Origin of the sequence: Aeromonas sp. R7-1 (assembly GCF_040908115.1) — a bacterium.
In the GTDB taxonomy this organism is placed as follows: Bacteria; Pseudomonadota; Gammaproteobacteria; order Enterobacterales; family Aeromonadaceae; genus Aeromonas; species Aeromonas caviae.
Map to the genome: position 1 here is coordinate 42,658 of NZ_JBFODD010000035.1, position 14,662 is coordinate 57,319.

General features: G+C 63.7%; 13 protein-coding genes and 1 tRNA gene. 6 read left to right on the forward strand and 8 right to left on the reverse strand.

Translation table 11 applies throughout. The annotated features are described in order from the left end of the window. Positions 1-27: 27 nt before the first annotated feature. From AB5Y51_RS07940 to AB5Y51_RS07955, 4 genes are all read right to left on the reverse strand, one after another. The gene (locus tag AB5Y51_RS07940) at positions 28-519 is read right to left on the reverse strand and encodes an arginine repressor (protein ID WP_039039633.1); all 492 of its coding nucleotides are present in this window, start codon (positions 517-519) and stop codon (positions 28-30) included. 218 nt (positions 520-737) lie between these two features. Beyond that, positions 738-1,202, reverse strand: a complete 465-nt coding sequence (gene pyrI / locus AB5Y51_RS07945) for an aspartate carbamoyltransferase regulatory subunit (RefSeq protein ID WP_010676006.1) — start codon at positions 1,200-1,202, stop codon at positions 738-740. 16 nt (positions 1,203-1,218) lie between these two features. Continuing rightward, entirely contained in the window at positions 1,219-2,139 is a 921-nt protein-coding gene (gene pyrB, locus AB5Y51_RS07950; protein WP_010676005.1) for an aspartate carbamoyltransferase, read from the reverse strand. A gap of 274 nt (positions 2,140-2,413) precedes the next feature. Continuing rightward, positions 2,414-2,956 (reverse strand): hypothetical protein, encoded by a 543-nt coding sequence (locus AB5Y51_RS07955; RefSeq protein ID WP_039039632.1) that lies wholly within the window; start codon positions 2,954-2,956, stop codon positions 2,414-2,416. A 202-nt stretch (positions 2,957-3,158) separates the two neighbouring features. On the opposite strand from AB5Y51_RS07955, the gene AB5Y51_RS07960 reads away from it, so the two are divergent. Continuing rightward, positions 3,159-3,235 (forward strand) — tRNA-Trp (locus AB5Y51_RS07960). A 209-nt stretch (positions 3,236-3,444) separates the two neighbouring features. Further along, entirely contained in the window at positions 3,445-4,815 is a 1,371-nt protein-coding gene (locus AB5Y51_RS07965) for a phosphatidylserine decarboxylase family protein (RefSeq protein ID WP_368178256.1), read from the forward strand. A 56-nt stretch (positions 4,816-4,871) separates the two neighbouring features. On the opposite strand, the gene AB5Y51_RS07970 is transcribed toward AB5Y51_RS07965, so the two are convergent. Next, entirely contained in the window at positions 4,872-5,390 is a 519-nt protein-coding gene (locus tag AB5Y51_RS07970; protein WP_045522821.1) for a class IV adenylate cyclase, read from the reverse strand. A gap of 411 nt (positions 5,391-5,801) precedes the next feature. On the opposite strand from AB5Y51_RS07970, the gene AB5Y51_RS07975 reads away from it, so the two are divergent. After that, entirely contained in the window at positions 5,802-7,691 is a 1,890-nt protein-coding gene (locus AB5Y51_RS07975) for a methyl-accepting chemotaxis protein (RefSeq protein WP_368178257.1), read from the forward strand. Positions 7,692-7,819: 128 nt separating this feature from the next. Here AB5Y51_RS07975 and AB5Y51_RS07980 read toward each other — a convergent pair whose 3' ends face one another. From AB5Y51_RS07980 to AB5Y51_RS07990, 3 genes are read right to left on the reverse strand one after another with little or no spacing between them, the layout of a single operon-like run. After that, complete coding sequence (locus tag AB5Y51_RS07980) at positions 7,820-8,263, reverse strand: N-acetyltransferase (protein ID WP_010676000.1); 444 nt, start codon at positions 8,261-8,263, stop codon at positions 7,820-7,822. Further along, positions 8,260-8,781, reverse strand: a complete 522-nt coding sequence (locus AB5Y51_RS07985) for a lipocalin family protein (RefSeq protein WP_319882849.1) — start codon at positions 8,779-8,781, stop codon at positions 8,260-8,262. Before AB5Y51_RS07985 ends, AB5Y51_RS07980 begins: the two co-directional genes overlap by 4 nt. Position 8,782: 1 nt before the next feature. Next, positions 8,783-9,706, reverse strand: coding sequence for an AraC family transcriptional regulator (locus AB5Y51_RS07990; RefSeq protein ID WP_010675998.1), 924 nt, complete (start codon positions 9,704-9,706; stop codon positions 8,783-8,785). 118 nt (positions 9,707-9,824) lie between these two features. On the opposite strand from AB5Y51_RS07990, the gene yqhD reads away from it, so the two are divergent. From yqhD to pntB, 3 genes are all read left to right on the forward strand, one after another. Beyond that, the gene (gene yqhD / locus AB5Y51_RS07995; RefSeq protein WP_368178258.1) at positions 9,825-10,985 is read left to right on the forward strand and encodes an alcohol dehydrogenase; all 1,161 of its coding nucleotides are present in this window, start codon (positions 9,825-9,827) and stop codon (positions 10,983-10,985) included. A 506-nt stretch (positions 10,986-11,491) separates the two neighbouring features. Beyond that, positions 11,492-13,018: a Re/Si-specific NAD(P)(+) transhydrogenase subunit alpha gene (locus AB5Y51_RS08000; RefSeq protein WP_010675996.1), complete on the forward strand. Its 1,527-nt coding sequence runs from the start codon at positions 11,492-11,494 to the stop codon at positions 13,016-13,018. 11 nt (positions 13,019-13,029) lie between these two features. Then, positions 13,030-14,514: a Re/Si-specific NAD(P)(+) transhydrogenase subunit beta gene (gene pntB / locus AB5Y51_RS08005; RefSeq protein WP_010675995.1), complete on the forward strand. Its 1,485-nt coding sequence runs from the start codon at positions 13,030-13,032 to the stop codon at positions 14,512-14,514. The last annotated feature ends 148 nt before the right edge of the window (positions 14,515-14,662 follow it).

Consider the following 14,662-nt stretch of genomic DNA (forward strand, 5'->3'; position numbering starts at 1 on the left):
GGGTCGCCTTCTGGCATCCAGCAGGGGTCAGCGGGCGTTTTCCAGGGTGCGCACCACGGCGGCGTGAGCCTGGCGGGTTCGGCTGATGTGGCGCGGGGCGATCAGTACCACGTCGTTGCCGGCCACGGCCCCCAGGATCTCGGGATTGGCGTTGCGATCCAGCAGGCGAGCCACCACGGTAGCGGCCCCCGGGGTGGTATGCACCAGCACCATCTGCTGGTTGTGGACCACGGCGCGCACCATGTCGTGGATGGAACGGGTGCTGCCGGCGGGCTCCAGCTGCTCGTCCACCAGGGTGTAGACCTTCTTGCCGTTGGCGTTCTGGGCCTTGGCGACCCCGAGACGGCGCAGCAGGCGGGAGATGGTGGACTGGCTGATGTCCGCAAAACCGCGGGCGGAGAGCTCGCGGCGGATCTCCTCCTGGGTGCTGTAACAGTGCTGGCCGATGATCTGGCGGCAGGCGTCGAGCTGGGCCAGGTCGGACTCTGGTTCTGCTGGGCGGCTGAGGGTGTTGACCATGGCGACTTCCTTTGGCGATGAGCGATGGCGGTCTCGCCCAGTCTGTCGTTCCGGCTTTTCATAGCGAAAAACACTAATGAGGAGCACTCAAGCAGGGGATGAGCGAGGTATATCCATTACGGGATGGCAAATTATAACCAAAGGGGGAATAAGTGATGTGACAGGGTTCAAAAATGGGCCCGATGGGGCCCACATGGATATCCTTTGTCGGCAGGAAATCAGTAGCGTTCGCTGACGATGTCCTGGGTGAAGGACTTCTCGCAGTATTTGCACTTCATCCGCACCGCCCCTTTCACCTCGCGCACCCGGAAGTAGCTCTCCACCGGTTCGTTGTGGGAGATGCAGTTGGAGTTGGGGCAGTGGAACACCCCTTCGATGAACTCCGGCAGCGCCAGTTGGTGCTTCTTCACCACCACGAAGTCTTCGATGATGTTGACGGTCGCCTTGGGGGCGAACAGGGCGAGCTGGTTGGCCTGCTGCTCGGTCAGACGGGTGTTCTCGATCTTGATGAGATCCTTCTTGCCGAGGGCGCCGGATTTGAGGTTGAAGCCGACGGTGATCCGCTCCTGGGTCTCGATCAGCTGGAACAGCTTGAGGATCTTGATGCCCTGGCCGGCGGGGACGTGGTCGATGACGGAGCCGTGGCGGATGGCTTCGACTTGCAGTTGGTTCTTCTCGGACATGATGTTCCCCTTTCCCTTAGACGGTTTCGTTCAGTACCAGTGCCAGCAGTGCCTGGCGGGCATAGACCCCGTTCTCCGCCTGCTGGAAGTAGTAGGCGTGGGGGGTCTTGTCGACGGCGACCTCGATCTCGTCAACCCGGGGCAGGGGATGGAGGATCTTCATGGTGGGCTTGGCCCCTTCCAGGGTCGCCAGCTCCAGCACGAACTTGGCGGCCATGTGCTTGTACTCGGTCTCGTCGAAGCGCTCCTTCTGGACGCGGGTCATGTAGAGGATGTCGAGCTCCGGCATCACCTCTTCCATGGTCTCGTGCACGCTGAAGCGGATGCCCTTCTCTTCCAGCTCCTCGCAGAGGTAGTCCGGCATGGCCAGCGCCTCCGGGGAGATGAAGAAGAAGCGGCAGTTGAACAGGCTCAGGGCCTGGGCCAGGGAGTGGACGGTGCGGCCGTACTTCAGGTCACCGACGAAGGCGACGTTGAGGCCGTCCAGCTTGCCTTGGGTCTCGTGGATGGAGAAGAGGTCGAGCAGGGTCTGGGTGGGATGCTGGTTGGAGCCGTCACCGCCGTTGATGACCGGCACCCGGGAGAACTCGGAGGCCAGACGGGCTGCCCCTTCCTTCGGGTGGCGCATCACCACCGCATCGGTGTAGGAGCTGATGATCTTGATGGAGTCGGCCAGAGTCTCGCCCTTCTTGGCGCTGGTGTTGCCGCCGTCGGCGAAGCCGATGATGTTGCCGCCCAGGCGCTGGACCGCGGTCTCGAAGGAGAGACGGGTGCGGGTGGAGGCTTCGAAGAAGCAACTGGCGACCAGCTTGTCTTTCAGCAGGCGGCTGTCGGGTTCGGCCTTCAACCGCTGTGCGGTGGCGACCACCAGTTCCATGTCGGACCGGGTCAGATCCGAGATGGAGATGACGTGTTTGTTATAGAGTGGATTGGTCATCGTCTGCATTCCCTTTGGCATCAATGAAGGTTTTTCCGGCACAAAAAAAAGCCCCTGAAACAGGGGCTCTTTTCAAAAAAAACGGGGGATCTGTGGGACGGGAACCGGAAACAACGGGGCCGCTCTGGTGCGCTCCACCCGTCTGCAAGGCTGCTTTTTTCATCAAAAACGGCATTGTCCTGTCCCGACCTTTTTCAAAACCGCACCGATTATAGGGCTGGTTTTTGAATTGTCAAAAATTTATTTCAGAGGCAGGATTTGCCCAGAAAAACGTTTAAGTGTCGCGAACGGGTCGACAAATCCAGAGTGCGTGCTGCGCCTGCAAGGGGGCGCCATCGGCGGCCATGCTGCGCAGGTAGCCGAGTCTGTGGTGCCCCTCCAGCAGGCAGTAGGGGTGGGGCAGGGGATGACCGTCCGGGTAGCAGGTTCCCGGGGCGGTGGCGAGGACGATGACAGGCTCGGACCAGGTGCCCCGGCGCAGCATGTCATCGCCGAGCCAGGAGCGGCGCACGTAGCGGTTGCTGCGCAGCATCTCGCCCCAGCGATCGATCACCTCCATGTGGCGGGAGTCTATCTGCTCGATAATCTGGGCGGTGGGCCAGTGCTCGCACTCGAACTGGTGGCTGGCGAGATCGATAAAGCTCCAGTTGGATTCAAAACCGCGCCAATGACGGTAAATCCACTGGGCGAGCACATTGGAGGGAATGGAGGGCACCAGGGGAGAGACTCTGTCCAGATAGTCGGCCAGGGTCTCCGTCTTGCGCTCATCCCGGAAGTTGAGGGGCGCAAGCTGTTGCAGCAGTCGGTAATTGAGCATGGGCAGCCTCCCTGAGCCTGGTTTCACCCTACCCCCATTTGTGTCCCATTCCTACCCCGTCGGGGCTGCAAATACAGCAGCTTACCCCCGCTCCTTGTTGGAATTGCGGGGATCTGCTCGTCATTTGTTCGATCGCATCGAAAGTGAGAAAAAAAGCCTTTACCTTTGACCTCCGCTTTGTATACTACGCCTCGTTTGTTGCAGGGGCGTAGTTCCAATTGGTAGAACAGCGGTCTCCAAAACCGATGGTTGCGGGTTCGAGTCCTGCCGCCCCTGCCATTTTTCAGAAAGGCCAGCTCATTGAGCTGGCCTTTCGCATTTCCGGCGTTTGCCACCGCCTCCGTTAGCCTCTTTTTCCCCGCTTCGCCGCTGCCATTTCTGTCAATGGAGGCCGCTTTTCCCCTGTGCTACACCTTGCTTCCTGCCAGATGGCGCCCTCAGGCGCATCGCATCCGGCGGGCCCAAGGCGCTTCAACAAGGAGAGAGCGATGAACAAGGCAGTGGATACGCGTCACCCCCATGCCCATGCCGGTGGCTGGGTCCCCCGGGATCAGGCCCATGTGGCGCGCTGGGTGCAGCGGCTGCGTCAGGCGGTCACCCGCCAGCCTCGCCCGCTGGTGGCCCCGATCGCCGGATTGAAGGCGCTGGTGGAGCAGGATCCTCTCCTGCATCAGCAGGCCCAGGGGATGTTTGACGAGGCGTGGCAGCACGAGCACAGCACGCCGCTCGGTCAGGTCCAGGTGCGCAGCTTCGATGAGTTCCTGCAGCTGCTCAACGGCATCATGACCACGGCCCCGGAAGCCTATCAGGATGTGCAGACCCAGGAGCCCGCCGGGCTGATCGGATTCCCCATCAATGCCCTGCTCAACTGGCCCATGGCGACGGCCGCCGGGTACGACTTCTTCGCCAATGCGCTGGTGAACCAGCAATTACGCAAGATCCTCGGTTACTGGGCCGACTTCCTGCAAAGTCCCGCGTCCCGTTATGTGCTGACCGAATCGGTGAGCCCCCTGGATCGCCAGACCCTGATCGTCCCCTGGCTCGGGGAGGTGGCGAAACGGGAGATGGTCAAGGTGGCGCAGGGGGCGCTCGGGACCGGCGACAACCCCACCCCAGAGCGCTTCGAGGGGATCTTCCACACCGCGCCGGGAGAGGAATACGAGGGCTTCGCCAGCTGGGACGACTTCTTCACCCGCCGCTTCTGCCCCGGCGTGCGGCCGGTGACGGCCCCGGACGATGACAGCGTGATCGCCAACGCCTGCGAGTCGGCCCCGCTGCAGGTGGTGACCGGGGTAAGGCGGCAGGACGCCTTCTGGCTCAAGGGGCAGCCCTATTCCCTGGACAACCTGCTGGACTTCGACCCGCGCGCCGCCGCGTTCGAGGGGGGCACCCTCTATCAGGCCTTCCTCAGCGCCCTCAGCTATCACCGCTGGCACAGCCCGGTGAGCGGCACGGTGCGCTCGGTCAAAGTGGTCAACGGCAGCTACTACCTGGCCAACCGCCACCAGGGTTTCGACAGCCCGGCGGGGCCCGACCCCAGCGCCCCGAACCAGTCCCAGCCCTTCCTCACCGCGGTGGCGACCCGGGCACTCATCTTCATCGAGGCGGACAACCCCAGGATCGGCCTGATGTGCGTGGTGCCGGTGGGCATGGCGGAGGTGTCGAGCTGCGAGGTGACGGTGCAGCCGGGGCAGCGGATCGCGAAGGGGGAGCAGCTCGGCATGTTCCACTTCGGCGGCTCCACCCACTGCCTGCTGTTTCGCCCCGGGGTCGAGCTGGCGTTCGACTTCTACGGCCAGCAGCCGGGGCTGGAGGCGACCAACCTGAGGATCAACACGGCGCTGGCGCGGGTGACATAACCCTGCTTCCTGATGGTACGAGGCCGCCTTCGGGCGGCCTCGCTGTTGTGAATCCCTCAGGGTTGTCGTTGCAGCAGGAGATCCAGATAGGCGCCTTCGATCAGCCGGGAGTGCTCGATACCGAGACGCGCCATGATGTCGTGAGCTTCCTGCATCCCCACCTCGCGCGGCTCGTCATCTTCCAGCACCACTTCCAGTTCGAGGAAGTGACCCAGCCCTTCAACCCGGTCGAGATGGATCCGGGTTCTGCCCACCAGAAACAGGGTCCGCTGTTTTCGCACTCTGCCAATCTGGCCGCAAGCCAGGGTGAGCGTTTCCCGCAGCTTGTCCGGCTCGTTCGTTGGCGTGATGTGGTAGTAGCTCTCCTTCGGACCCTGTTGATCAGGCCTGCGGTAGAAGATGAGCTGGCCTGCCGACGGGGAGAGCGTCCGCAATTTGAAGCGGCCCGATTCACAGCGAAAGAAGGTATCGTCCTGGGCGATGTCGACGGGGCCCTTGTCGGCGATGGCCGCAGCTTTGGGGATAAGGTCATCGACCCCGGCTATGCGGGCTTTGATCTCGATATTTCGTGGCATGGCAGCGGGTTCTCCTTGAAGACGGGATACCCAATCTAGCACAGTCCACGTTGTCGAGAGGGGAGCAACAGGGGGAGTACCAGCTCGGTTCCTGATGGATGCTCAACCCTGCCCGCCGACCCTCTTTGCAGGCACCTGAAACCGCCCTCAAGAGACAGGTCAGCGGGTGCTGGCCTGCTCTGCCGGTGCCTGCCCGTCATCCGCGACCTGACCTCATGGCCGCCTTAGGGCGGCCTTGTGGTGCCTGCGGGTGTCAGCATGGAATAGTGAACAGTCTGTTGCTGGTAGTGCGTTCTGTTGTTGATAGATGAAAAAATATCAGGATTCACTAAAGACCGTTCATGATTGTGCCGATAGAACTACCAAGATGGGGGTATTCCCGGCCCCCGGCTACCACAAGGATTCGTTGTCATGACTCTCTCGTTGCGCGGCAAGCTGCTCGCGGCCAGCCTGGGGGTAGTGCTGCTGATGGCAGCCCTGCTCGGTATTGTCGCCTTTCACACCCTCAAATCCCGCACCCTTGACGCCATCCAGAGCGAGGCGGTCAACTACGGCCACGCCCACTCGGTGGCCATCGGCAACTGGCTTGAGGATCGCAAGCACGCGGTCGACGCCCTGGCCGCCGTCATTGCGCGCGACCCCGACACGGCCCTGGTGCCCCACCTGTTGCAGACCCGCACCTCCGGCGGTTTCGGCCTCACCTATTTTGGTTCGGCGCAGGGGGAGATGACCCGCCACGATCCCGCCCTCAACACCGCCAACTATGACCCCAGGGCCCGCCCCTGGTACCAGAACGCCGACAAGGCGGGCAAGCTCATCGTCACGCCGCCCTATGTCAGCGTGACCATGCAGCAGATGGTGGTGACCCTGGCCGAGCCGGTGAACCACCAGGGCCGGGTGATCGGGGTGGCCGGGGCGGATCTCTCCCTCGACGCCCTCATCGACGAGGTGCTGGCCATGAAGGTGCAGGGGGAGGGCTACGCCATGCTGCTCGATCGCACCGGCCTCATCGTCGGCCACCCGAACAAGGAGCTGGCGCTCAAGCAGGTGGCGGAGCTGGATCCCGGCCTCACCGGGGCGGCGCTGGATGCGTGGAGCCGCGACGGTGAACTGCACGGCGCCAACCTGAACGGGCGCGAGGTGCTGCTCTCGGTGCAAGGCGTGCCCGGCACCGACTGGCTGCTCGCCATGGTGATGTACAAGGAGGTGCTGGAGGCGCCGCTCGCCTCCCTGCTGTGGCAACTGGTGGGGCTGACCCTGGTGCTGCTGCTGGTGTTCGGTGCCCTGCTCATCGCCATGTTCAACTACCTGTTCGCGGATCTGGGACGGGTCTCCAGGGCGCTTGCCGACATCGCCCACGGGGAGGGGGATCTCACGGTGCAGATCGCCACCCGCAGCCAAGATGAGGTGGGGCAGCTGGCCCAGAACTTCAACCAGTTCGTGGCGCGACTGCACGGCATCGTCAGCCGCTTGCGGGACGTCACCGTCGAGCTGGCGGCCCAGTCCCGCACCCAGGCGGCGGGGGCCGAGGCCCGCAGCCAGCGGGTGCGCCAGCAGCAGGACGAGATCGTCATGGTGGCGACCGCGGTGACCGAGATGGCTTCCGCCACCCAGGAGATCGCCGGCAACGCCGAGTTTGCCGCCAACACCGCCGGCGATGCGGTGCGCCTCGCGGTGGCCGGCCAGTCCCAGGTCGGCCAGAGCCAGCGCAGCATCACGGGGCTGGCGGGGGAGGTCTCCGACGCCAGCCAGACCATCCACGAGCTGGATGGCCACGCCCAGCAGATCAGCGGCATTCTGGCCACCATCAGCGGCATCGCCGAGCAGACCAATCTGCTGGCCCTGAACGCCGCCATCGAGGCGGCTCGGGCCGGGGAGCAGGGGCGCGGCTTTGCCGTGGTGGCGGACGAGGTGCGGGTGCTGTCGCGCCGCACCCACGACTCCACCGCCGAGATCCAGCAGATGATCGAGGCGCTGCAGCAGACCACCCGCAAGGCGGTGGGCGGCATGGAGACCAGTCGCCAGCTGGCGGGCACCAGCGTGGAGGACGCCGAAGCGGCGAATCTCAGCCTGGGCAGGATCAACGAAGCCATCGGCGCCATCAGCGACATGGCGACCCAGATAGCGGCGGCGGCCGAGGAGCAGACCTCGGTGACCGGCGAGATCAGCCGCAACACCGAGAATATCCGCCACGTCTCCCAGGCGCTGGCGGCCCAGGCCGGCGAAGAGGCCGTCCAGGCGGCCCAGCTCAAGTCTCTCACCGAGCGGCTGGAGCAGGAGATCGGGCGCTTCCGGCTCTAGGCTGCGACCCGGATGTGACAAAGGCGACCCCGGGGTCGCCTTTATTCATCCGGTGTATGGATATTATTTCACCATGCACCCGCTGAATAATGCCGGGTCCTGGCCCTGCAACGGGCGCAGGCAGAGGCTCAGAGAGGCTTGATGTAGCTGTAGAATTCGTTGTCCCGCTGGTAGCCGTGCCCTTCGTAGAGGGCCTGAGCCTGCCGGTTGTCGGTGGCGGTGCTCAGCATCAGGAAGGCGGCGCCCGTCTCCTGGCCGTGGCGATCGGCCCGCGCCAGCAGCGCCTGGGCCACTCCCTGCTGGCGGGCCGCCGGCGCCACGAACAGATCGTACAGCAGCCAGACGGGCTTCAGGGCGAGGGAGCAGAACAGGGGATAGAGGTGGGCAAATCCCAGCACCTCTCCCGCCTCGCTCTGGGCCACGAAGAGCACCGACTCCCCGGCGGTGCAGCGCTCCAGCAGGAAGGCTTCGGCGGCCTCGGGCCGGGCAGGCAGCCGGTAGAACGCCCGGTATTCCACGAACAGGGGGGTGACCCGGGGAATGTCCCCGGGGGTGGCCTGGAAGATCCTCATGGGGCGTTCCCCGCCGGATCCTGGTTGACCCAGATCAGCCGGTCGGTGGCAAAGCCGAGCCCCCGGGCCCGCTCGACCAGGGCCTCTACCTTCTCTTTGGGGGGATGGGGCGTGCGGGAGAGGATCCAGAGGTACTGGAGGTTGTAACTGCTCACCAGGGAGAGGTCATAGTCCGTCGCCAGCACGTTGTAGCTGCCGTAGAAGGGGCCGAAGAAGCTCACCTTGAGGCGCCCCTCGTCGCTGTCGCCCACGAAGTAGGCGCGCCCCTCGGCCTCGCGCCACTCCCCCTGTTCGTCCTGCCCCCGGTTGATCACCCTGACACCGCCGTCATCCCGCAGGCTGTAGGTGGCAGTGACCCGGTTCAGGCCGCGCTCGAAACCGTGATCGAGGCGGGCCACCTCGTACCAGGTGCCCAGGTAGCGGTCGAGCTGGAAGGGCTTGACCACCTGGTGTCCCGGTGGAATGCCGGTGCAGGCGGTGGCCAGCAGGGTCAGAACGAGCAGGATCAGTGTGCGCATGTCATCCCTCCACGATACGCAGTTGTCCCGAGCGGAAGCGTGCCGCGTGTTCGCTCGGGGTGTTGCCAAAGAAGCGTTTGTATTCGCGACTGAACTGGGAGCCGCTCTCGTAGCCTACCTTGTCCGCCGCCACCCCGGCCTTGAGGCCGTCGTGCAGCATCATCAGCCGCGCCCGGTGCAGGCGCAGGGTCTTGATGTACTGCAGGGGCGAGGTGGCGGTGGCCGCCTTGAAGTGGTGGTGGAAGGCCGAGACGCTCATGTTTGCCTCCCGGGCCAGCTCCTCCACCGTCAGGTTCTCGGTAAAGCGCTGCTCCATGATACGCAGCACCCGGGCTATCTGGCTCACCTGGCTGTGACGGCTGGCCATGGCCAGCAGGGCGGGGGCTCCCCCTTCGTGCAGGGCGTGGAACAGGATCTCGCGCACGATCTGGGGCCCCAGCACCCGGGCGTGGAGCGGTTTGTCCATCACGTCGATGAGGCGCTCCACCGCGCAGAGCATGGTCTCGGAGAGGGGCACGGAGACGACGCCGCGACCCGGCTCCGCCGGGGCGGGGGCCGCGTCCCCCATCTCCAGCAGCAGGGCCTGCAGCGCCGCCACGTCGATCTCCACCGAGAGCCCCACCAGAGGGGATTCGGGGGAGGCGAAGCACTCGCACTCGCAGGGCAGCGGCAGGGTCATCATCAGGTAATGCTCGGGGTCGTAGCGGAAGGTGAAGTCCGAGAGATAGCCCACCTTGTGCCCCTGCAGGATGATGATCATGCGCGGGCGGTAGAGCACCGGGATGCGGTCGTGATGCTCCGTGGTGTAGATGAGGTGCACGCCGGGCACGGGGGCGGCGGTGATCCCCGGGTGGGGTGCCAGGGCGGCGAGTCGGCTGGCGAGGGCGGACTGGTGGGTCGCCGCGATGGGCTGATTTGTACTCATTTATCCAGGCTCAGTAGAAATAGGCAAGAAATCGGCAGAAAGCTCCCTTGATGGTAGGGGGTTATAAGAGAAAAATGCAACCCATACCTTACCGACTACGACCACCCCGGGAGATCCCATGAACAACTTCATCCTGCACACCCCCACCAAGGTGCTGTTCGGCAAGGGCCAGGTGGCCCAGCTGCGCGGCCAGATCCCCAGCGACGCCCGCATCCTCGTCACCTACGGCGGTGGCAGCGTGGTGCGCAGCGGCCTGCTGGACCAGATCCGCAGCGAGCTGGCCGGCCTGACCCTGTTTGAATTTGGCGGCATCGAGCCCAACCCCACCTACGAGACCCTGATGGGTGCCGTCGAACTGGCCCGCGCCGAGAAGATCGACTTCCTGCTGGCGGTGGGTGGCGGCTCCGTGCTGGACGGCTCCAAGTTCATCGCCGCGGCCGCTCACTACGATCCGGCCAAGGATCCCTGGCACATCCTCGAGACCGTCGGGGGCGAGGTGGCCTCCGCCATTCCTCTGGGCAGCGTGCTGACCCTGCCGGCCACCGGTTCCGAGATGAACATGGGCGCCGTCATCACCCGCAAGAGCACAGGGGACAAGCAGCACTTCTTCTCGCCCTTCGTGATGCCGCGCTTCGCCGTGCTCGACCCCGTGCTCACCTACACCCTGCCCGCCCGTCAGGTGGCCAATGGGGTGGTGGATGCCTTCATCCACACCCTGGAGCAGTACCTCACCTACCCGGTGGATGCCAAGGTGCAGGATCGCTTCGCAGAAGGGCTGCTGCTGACCCTGGCGGAAGAGGGGCCCAAGGCGCTGGTGGAGCCGGAAAACTACGACGTGCGTGCCAACATCATGTGGAGTGCCACCCTGGCACTGAACGGCCTGATCGGAGCCGGCGTGCCCCAGGACTGGGCCACCCACATGCTGGGCCACGAGATCACCGCCCTGCACGGTCTGGACCACGCCCAGACCCTGGCGGTGGTGCTGCCCGCCCTGCTGCAGGCCAAGCGCGAGCAGAAGCGCGCCAAGCTGCTGCAATACGCCGAGCGGGTCTGGGATCTGCGCAGCGGCAGCGAGGAAGAGCGCATCGACGGTGCCATCGCCGCCACCCGCGACTTCTTCGAGCGGATGGGGATCAAGACCCGGCTGCGGGATTACGTGGCCGACGCCCGGATCGACGCCCTGCTGGCCAAGCTCGAAGAGCACGGCATGACCGCCCTGGGTGAGCACGGCGACATCGACCTGGCCCAGAGCCGGCATATTTATGAGGCGGCCTGGTAAGCAGAGCGCGCCTGAAACGGGCCCAAGGCCCGGTTGCACCAGGGGGCCCGAACCCGCCAGCAGGCGGGGACGCGGCCCCCTGATCGTTGCAAAATGGTTACTTTTTCCCTTTTCATCTCATCAGATGAGCCAACGGCAGATTTCGTAAGAACAAAAAACGCTAAGGTAGAGGCCGGGTTAAACATTTTTTTTGACTGGTTGGATCACTTTTTTTAGCGCTTTTTGCTGGTATAAGCCCCTAATTTGGTTTGTTTTTTTTAATCATGGTCCGGGATGGGCTGAATTCTGTACCCGCCCGCCCGGGGCCGTGGTTGTAATAAAACTCCAAAATTTGATACTAATCACCCTCGCGCCTGAAAAGCGGGGGCCTGACCGTGACAGGAGGTCGAGGTGAAGCCTGCTGATTTTCATAACAAAGGGCCCGTGACCTGCACTTTGATCATGCCTTGTCCCCTCAGACATGAGAGACTTGGCGATGATTGTTTATTAACCATCAGGGAATAGTCATGCAGATTGGAATACCGAGAGAGAGTCTCGCCGGTGAGACCCGGGTCGCAGCGACCCCGGCCACTGTCGAGCAGCTGAAAAAGCTCGGCTTCGAGGTTGCCATCGAGGCCGGTGCCGGCCTGCGAGCCAGCTTCGATGATGCCGCCTTCGAGGCTGCCGGTGCCAGCGTGGTACCGAACGTCTGGCAAGCCGACCTTGTCTTCAAGGTCAACGCGCCGACCGAGGCCGAAATCGCACAAATTAAGGATGGTGCCACCCTGGTGAGCTTCATCTGGCCCGCCCAGAACCCCGAGCTGGTCAAGAAGCTTTCCGAGCGCAACATCAATGTGATGGCGATGGACATGGTGCCGCGGATCTCCCGTGCCCAGTCCCTCGACGCCCTCTCTTCCATGGCCAACATCGGTGGCTATCGCGCCGTCGTGGAAGCCGCGCACCAGTTCGGTCGCTTCTTCACCGGCCAGATCACCGCCGCCGGTAAAGTACCGCCCGCCAAGGTGCTGGTCATCGGTGCCGGTGTGGCCGGTCTGGCCGCCATCGGGACCGCCGGTTCCCTCGGTGCCATCGTGCGTGCCTTCGATACCCGTCTGGAAGTGGCCGAGCAGATCGAGTCCATGGGTGGGGAATTCCTCAAGCTGGACTTCGGCGGCGAAGATGGCGCTTCCAGCGACGGTTACGCCAAGGTGATGAGCGAAGAGTTCATCAAGGCCGAGATGGAGCTGTTCGCCCAGCAGGCCAAGGAAGTGGACATCATCATCACTACCGCCCTGATCCCGGGCAAGCCGGCACCCAAGCTCATCACCAAGGAAATGGTGGACAGCATGAAGCCGGGCTCCGTCATCGTGGACATGGCGGCCCAGGCCGGCGGCAACTGCGAATACACGGTACCGGGTGAACTGCATGTCACTGACAACGGCGTCAAGGTGATCGGTTACACCGATCTGCCGGGCCGCCTGCCTGCCCAATCCTCCCAGCTCTACGGCACCAACCTGGTGAACCTGATGAAGCTGATGTGCAAGGAGAAGGACGGCAACGTCGCCATCGACTTCGAAGACGTGGTGCAGCGCAACATGACGGTGGTCCAGGCCGGTGAAGTGACCTTCCCGCCCCCCGCCATCTCCGTCTCTGCCGCCCCGCAGAAACCCGCTGCCGCCAAACCGGCCGCCAAGAAGGAAGAGGCCAAGCCCTCCAACAAGAAGTTCGTGTTCGGTGCCCTCGGCATCGCCGCCTTCGGTTGGGTGGCCGCCGTAGCGCCTGCCGCCTTCCTCTCCCACTTCACCGTCTTCATCCTGGCCTGCGTGGTCGGTTACTACGTGGTGTGGAACGTCTCTCACGCCCTGCACACGCCGCTGATGTCGGTCACCAATGCCATCTCCGGCATCATCGTGGTCGGTGCGCTGTTGCAGATTGGACAAGGGTCGACCCTGGTCACCGTGCTGGCCTTTGTCGCCGTGCTGATTGCCAGTATCAACATCTTCGGTGGCTTCACCGTCACTCAGCGCATGCTGAAGATGTTCCGTAAGGATTAAGGGGGTTTAACGTGTCTCAAGGACTGGTAACAGCATCCTATATCGTTGCCGCCGTGCTCTTCATCCTCAGTCTCGCGGGACTGTCGAAGCAAGAAACGGCCAAGCATGGCAACCTGTTCGGTATCGCGGGGATGGCCATCGCCCTGCTCGCCACCGTCTTCAACCCGGAAACCAGTGGCGTCCACTGGATCATCCTGGCCATGGCCATCGGTGGCGCCATCGGCGTGCGTCTGGCCCTCAAGGTCGAGATGACCGAGATGCCCGAGCTGGTGGCCGTGCTGCACAGCTTCGTGGGCATGGCAGCGGTGCTGGTGGGCTTCAACAGCTTCATCGATCTGCACCCCTCCGCCCCCGCTGAAGTGGTGGTCTCCGTCGGTTCCAACCTGGATGCGACCCTGGCAGCCGCCCGGGCGGCGTTCGAGCAGGCGGCAAGCGTCGCCCAGGTCGAGCACCTCTCCGGCGCCATGCTGAACATCCACCTGGTGGAAGTGTTTCTGGGCGTCTTCATCGGTGCCGTGACCTTCACCGGTTCCGTGGTGGCGTTCGGCAAGCTGCGTGGCCTCATCTCTTCCAAGCCGCTGATGCTGCCGCACCGCCACAAGCTGAACCTGCTGGCCGTGGTGGTCTCCATCGCGCTGATGATCCACTTCGTCAACGCCGGTGGCTCCACCTTCGCCCTGCTGGTGATGACCCTGATCGCCTTCGCCTTTGGCTGGCACTTGGTCGCCTCCATCGGTGGTGCGGACATGCCGGTGGTGGTCTCCATGCTGAACTCCTACTCCGGTTGGGCGGCGGCGGCGGCGGGCTTCATGCTCTCCAATGACCTGCTGATCGTCACCGGTGCCCTGGTGGGTTCCTCCGGTGCCATCCTCTCCTACATCATGTGCAAGGCGATGAACCGCTCCTTCATCTCCGTGATCGCAGGAGGCTTTGGCTCCGACGGCGTGGCCTCCACCGCCGAGCAGGAGCTGGGCGAATACCGCGAGACCAACGCCGAAGACGTGGCCGACATGCTGAAGAACGCCAGCTCCGTCATCATCACCCCGGGCTACGGCATGGCGGTGGCGCAGGCCCAGTACCCGGTGGCCGAGATCACCCAGAAGCTGCGTGATCGCGGCGTCAAGGTGCGCTTCGGCATCCACCCGGTGGCCGGTCGTCTGCCTGGTCACATGAACGTGCTGCTGGCGGAAGCGAAAGTCCCCTATGACATCGTGCTGGAAATGGACGAGATCAACGATGACTTCGCCGACACCGACGTGGTGCTGGTGATCGGTGCCAACGACACCGTCAACCCGGCCGCCATGGAAGATCCGGGCAGCCCCATCGCCGGCATGCCGGTGCTGGAAGTGTGGAAGGCGCAGAACGTCATCGGCTTCAAGCGCTCCATGAACACTGGCTACGCCGGTGTCCAGAACCCGCTGTTCTTCAAGGAGAACACCCAGATGCTGTTTGGCGATGCCAAGGCCAGCGTCGAGGCCATCCTGAAGGCGCTGTAAGCGTTGACCGGATGAGACAAAAAGGGGGCTTCGGCCCCCTTTTTTTATGACCAGAGTGGATGACCGTGGCAGGGAACAGACAGACGGTGGTGCCTGCCTGTCCGGACTGACTGACGAGCCATGGCTCAATTAAAGTTGAGCAAAAGCA

What these genes read in the sequence shown, in the direction of transcription:
- AB5Y51_RS07940 (WP_039039633.1), bottom strand. Translation starts at nt 519, where the DNA reads ATGGTCAACACCCTCAGCCGCCCAGCAGAACCAGAGTCCGACCTGGCC.
- pyrI (WP_010676006.1), bottom strand. Translation starts at nt 1,202, where the DNA reads ATGTCCGAGAAGAACCAACTGCAAGTCGAAGCCATCCGCCACGGCTCC.
- pyrB (WP_010676005.1), bottom strand. Translation starts at nt 2,139, where the DNA reads ATGACCAATCCACTCTATAACAAACACGTCATCTCCATCTCGGATCTG.
- AB5Y51_RS07955 (WP_039039632.1), bottom strand. Translation starts at nt 2,956, where the DNA reads ATGCTCAATTACCGACTGCTGCAACAGCTTGCGCCCCTCAACTTCCGG.
- AB5Y51_RS07965 (WP_368178256.1), top strand. Translation starts at nt 3,445, where the DNA reads ATGAACAAGGCAGTGGATACGCGTCACCCCCATGCCCATGCCGGTGGC.
- AB5Y51_RS07970 (WP_045522821.1), bottom strand. Translation starts at nt 5,390, where the DNA reads ATGCCACGAAATATCGAGATCAAAGCCCGCATAGCCGGGGTCGATGAC.
- AB5Y51_RS07975 (WP_368178257.1), top strand. Translation starts at nt 5,802, where the DNA reads ATGACTCTCTCGTTGCGCGGCAAGCTGCTCGCGGCCAGCCTGGGGGTA.
- AB5Y51_RS07980 (WP_010676000.1), bottom strand. Translation starts at nt 8,263, where the DNA reads ATGAGGATCTTCCAGGCCACCCCCGGGGACATTCCCCGGGTCACCCCC.
- AB5Y51_RS07985 (WP_319882849.1), bottom strand. Translation starts at nt 8,781, where the DNA reads ATGCGCACACTGATCCTGCTCGTTCTGACCCTGCTGGCCACCGCCTGC.
- AB5Y51_RS07990 (WP_010675998.1), bottom strand. Translation starts at nt 9,706, where the DNA reads ATGAGTACAAATCAGCCCATCGCGGCGACCCACCAGTCCGCCCTCGCC.
- yqhD (WP_368178258.1), top strand. Translation starts at nt 9,825, where the DNA reads ATGAACAACTTCATCCTGCACACCCCCACCAAGGTGCTGTTCGGCAAG.
- AB5Y51_RS08000 (WP_010675996.1), top strand. Translation starts at nt 11,492, where the DNA reads ATGCAGATTGGAATACCGAGAGAGAGTCTCGCCGGTGAGACCCGGGTC.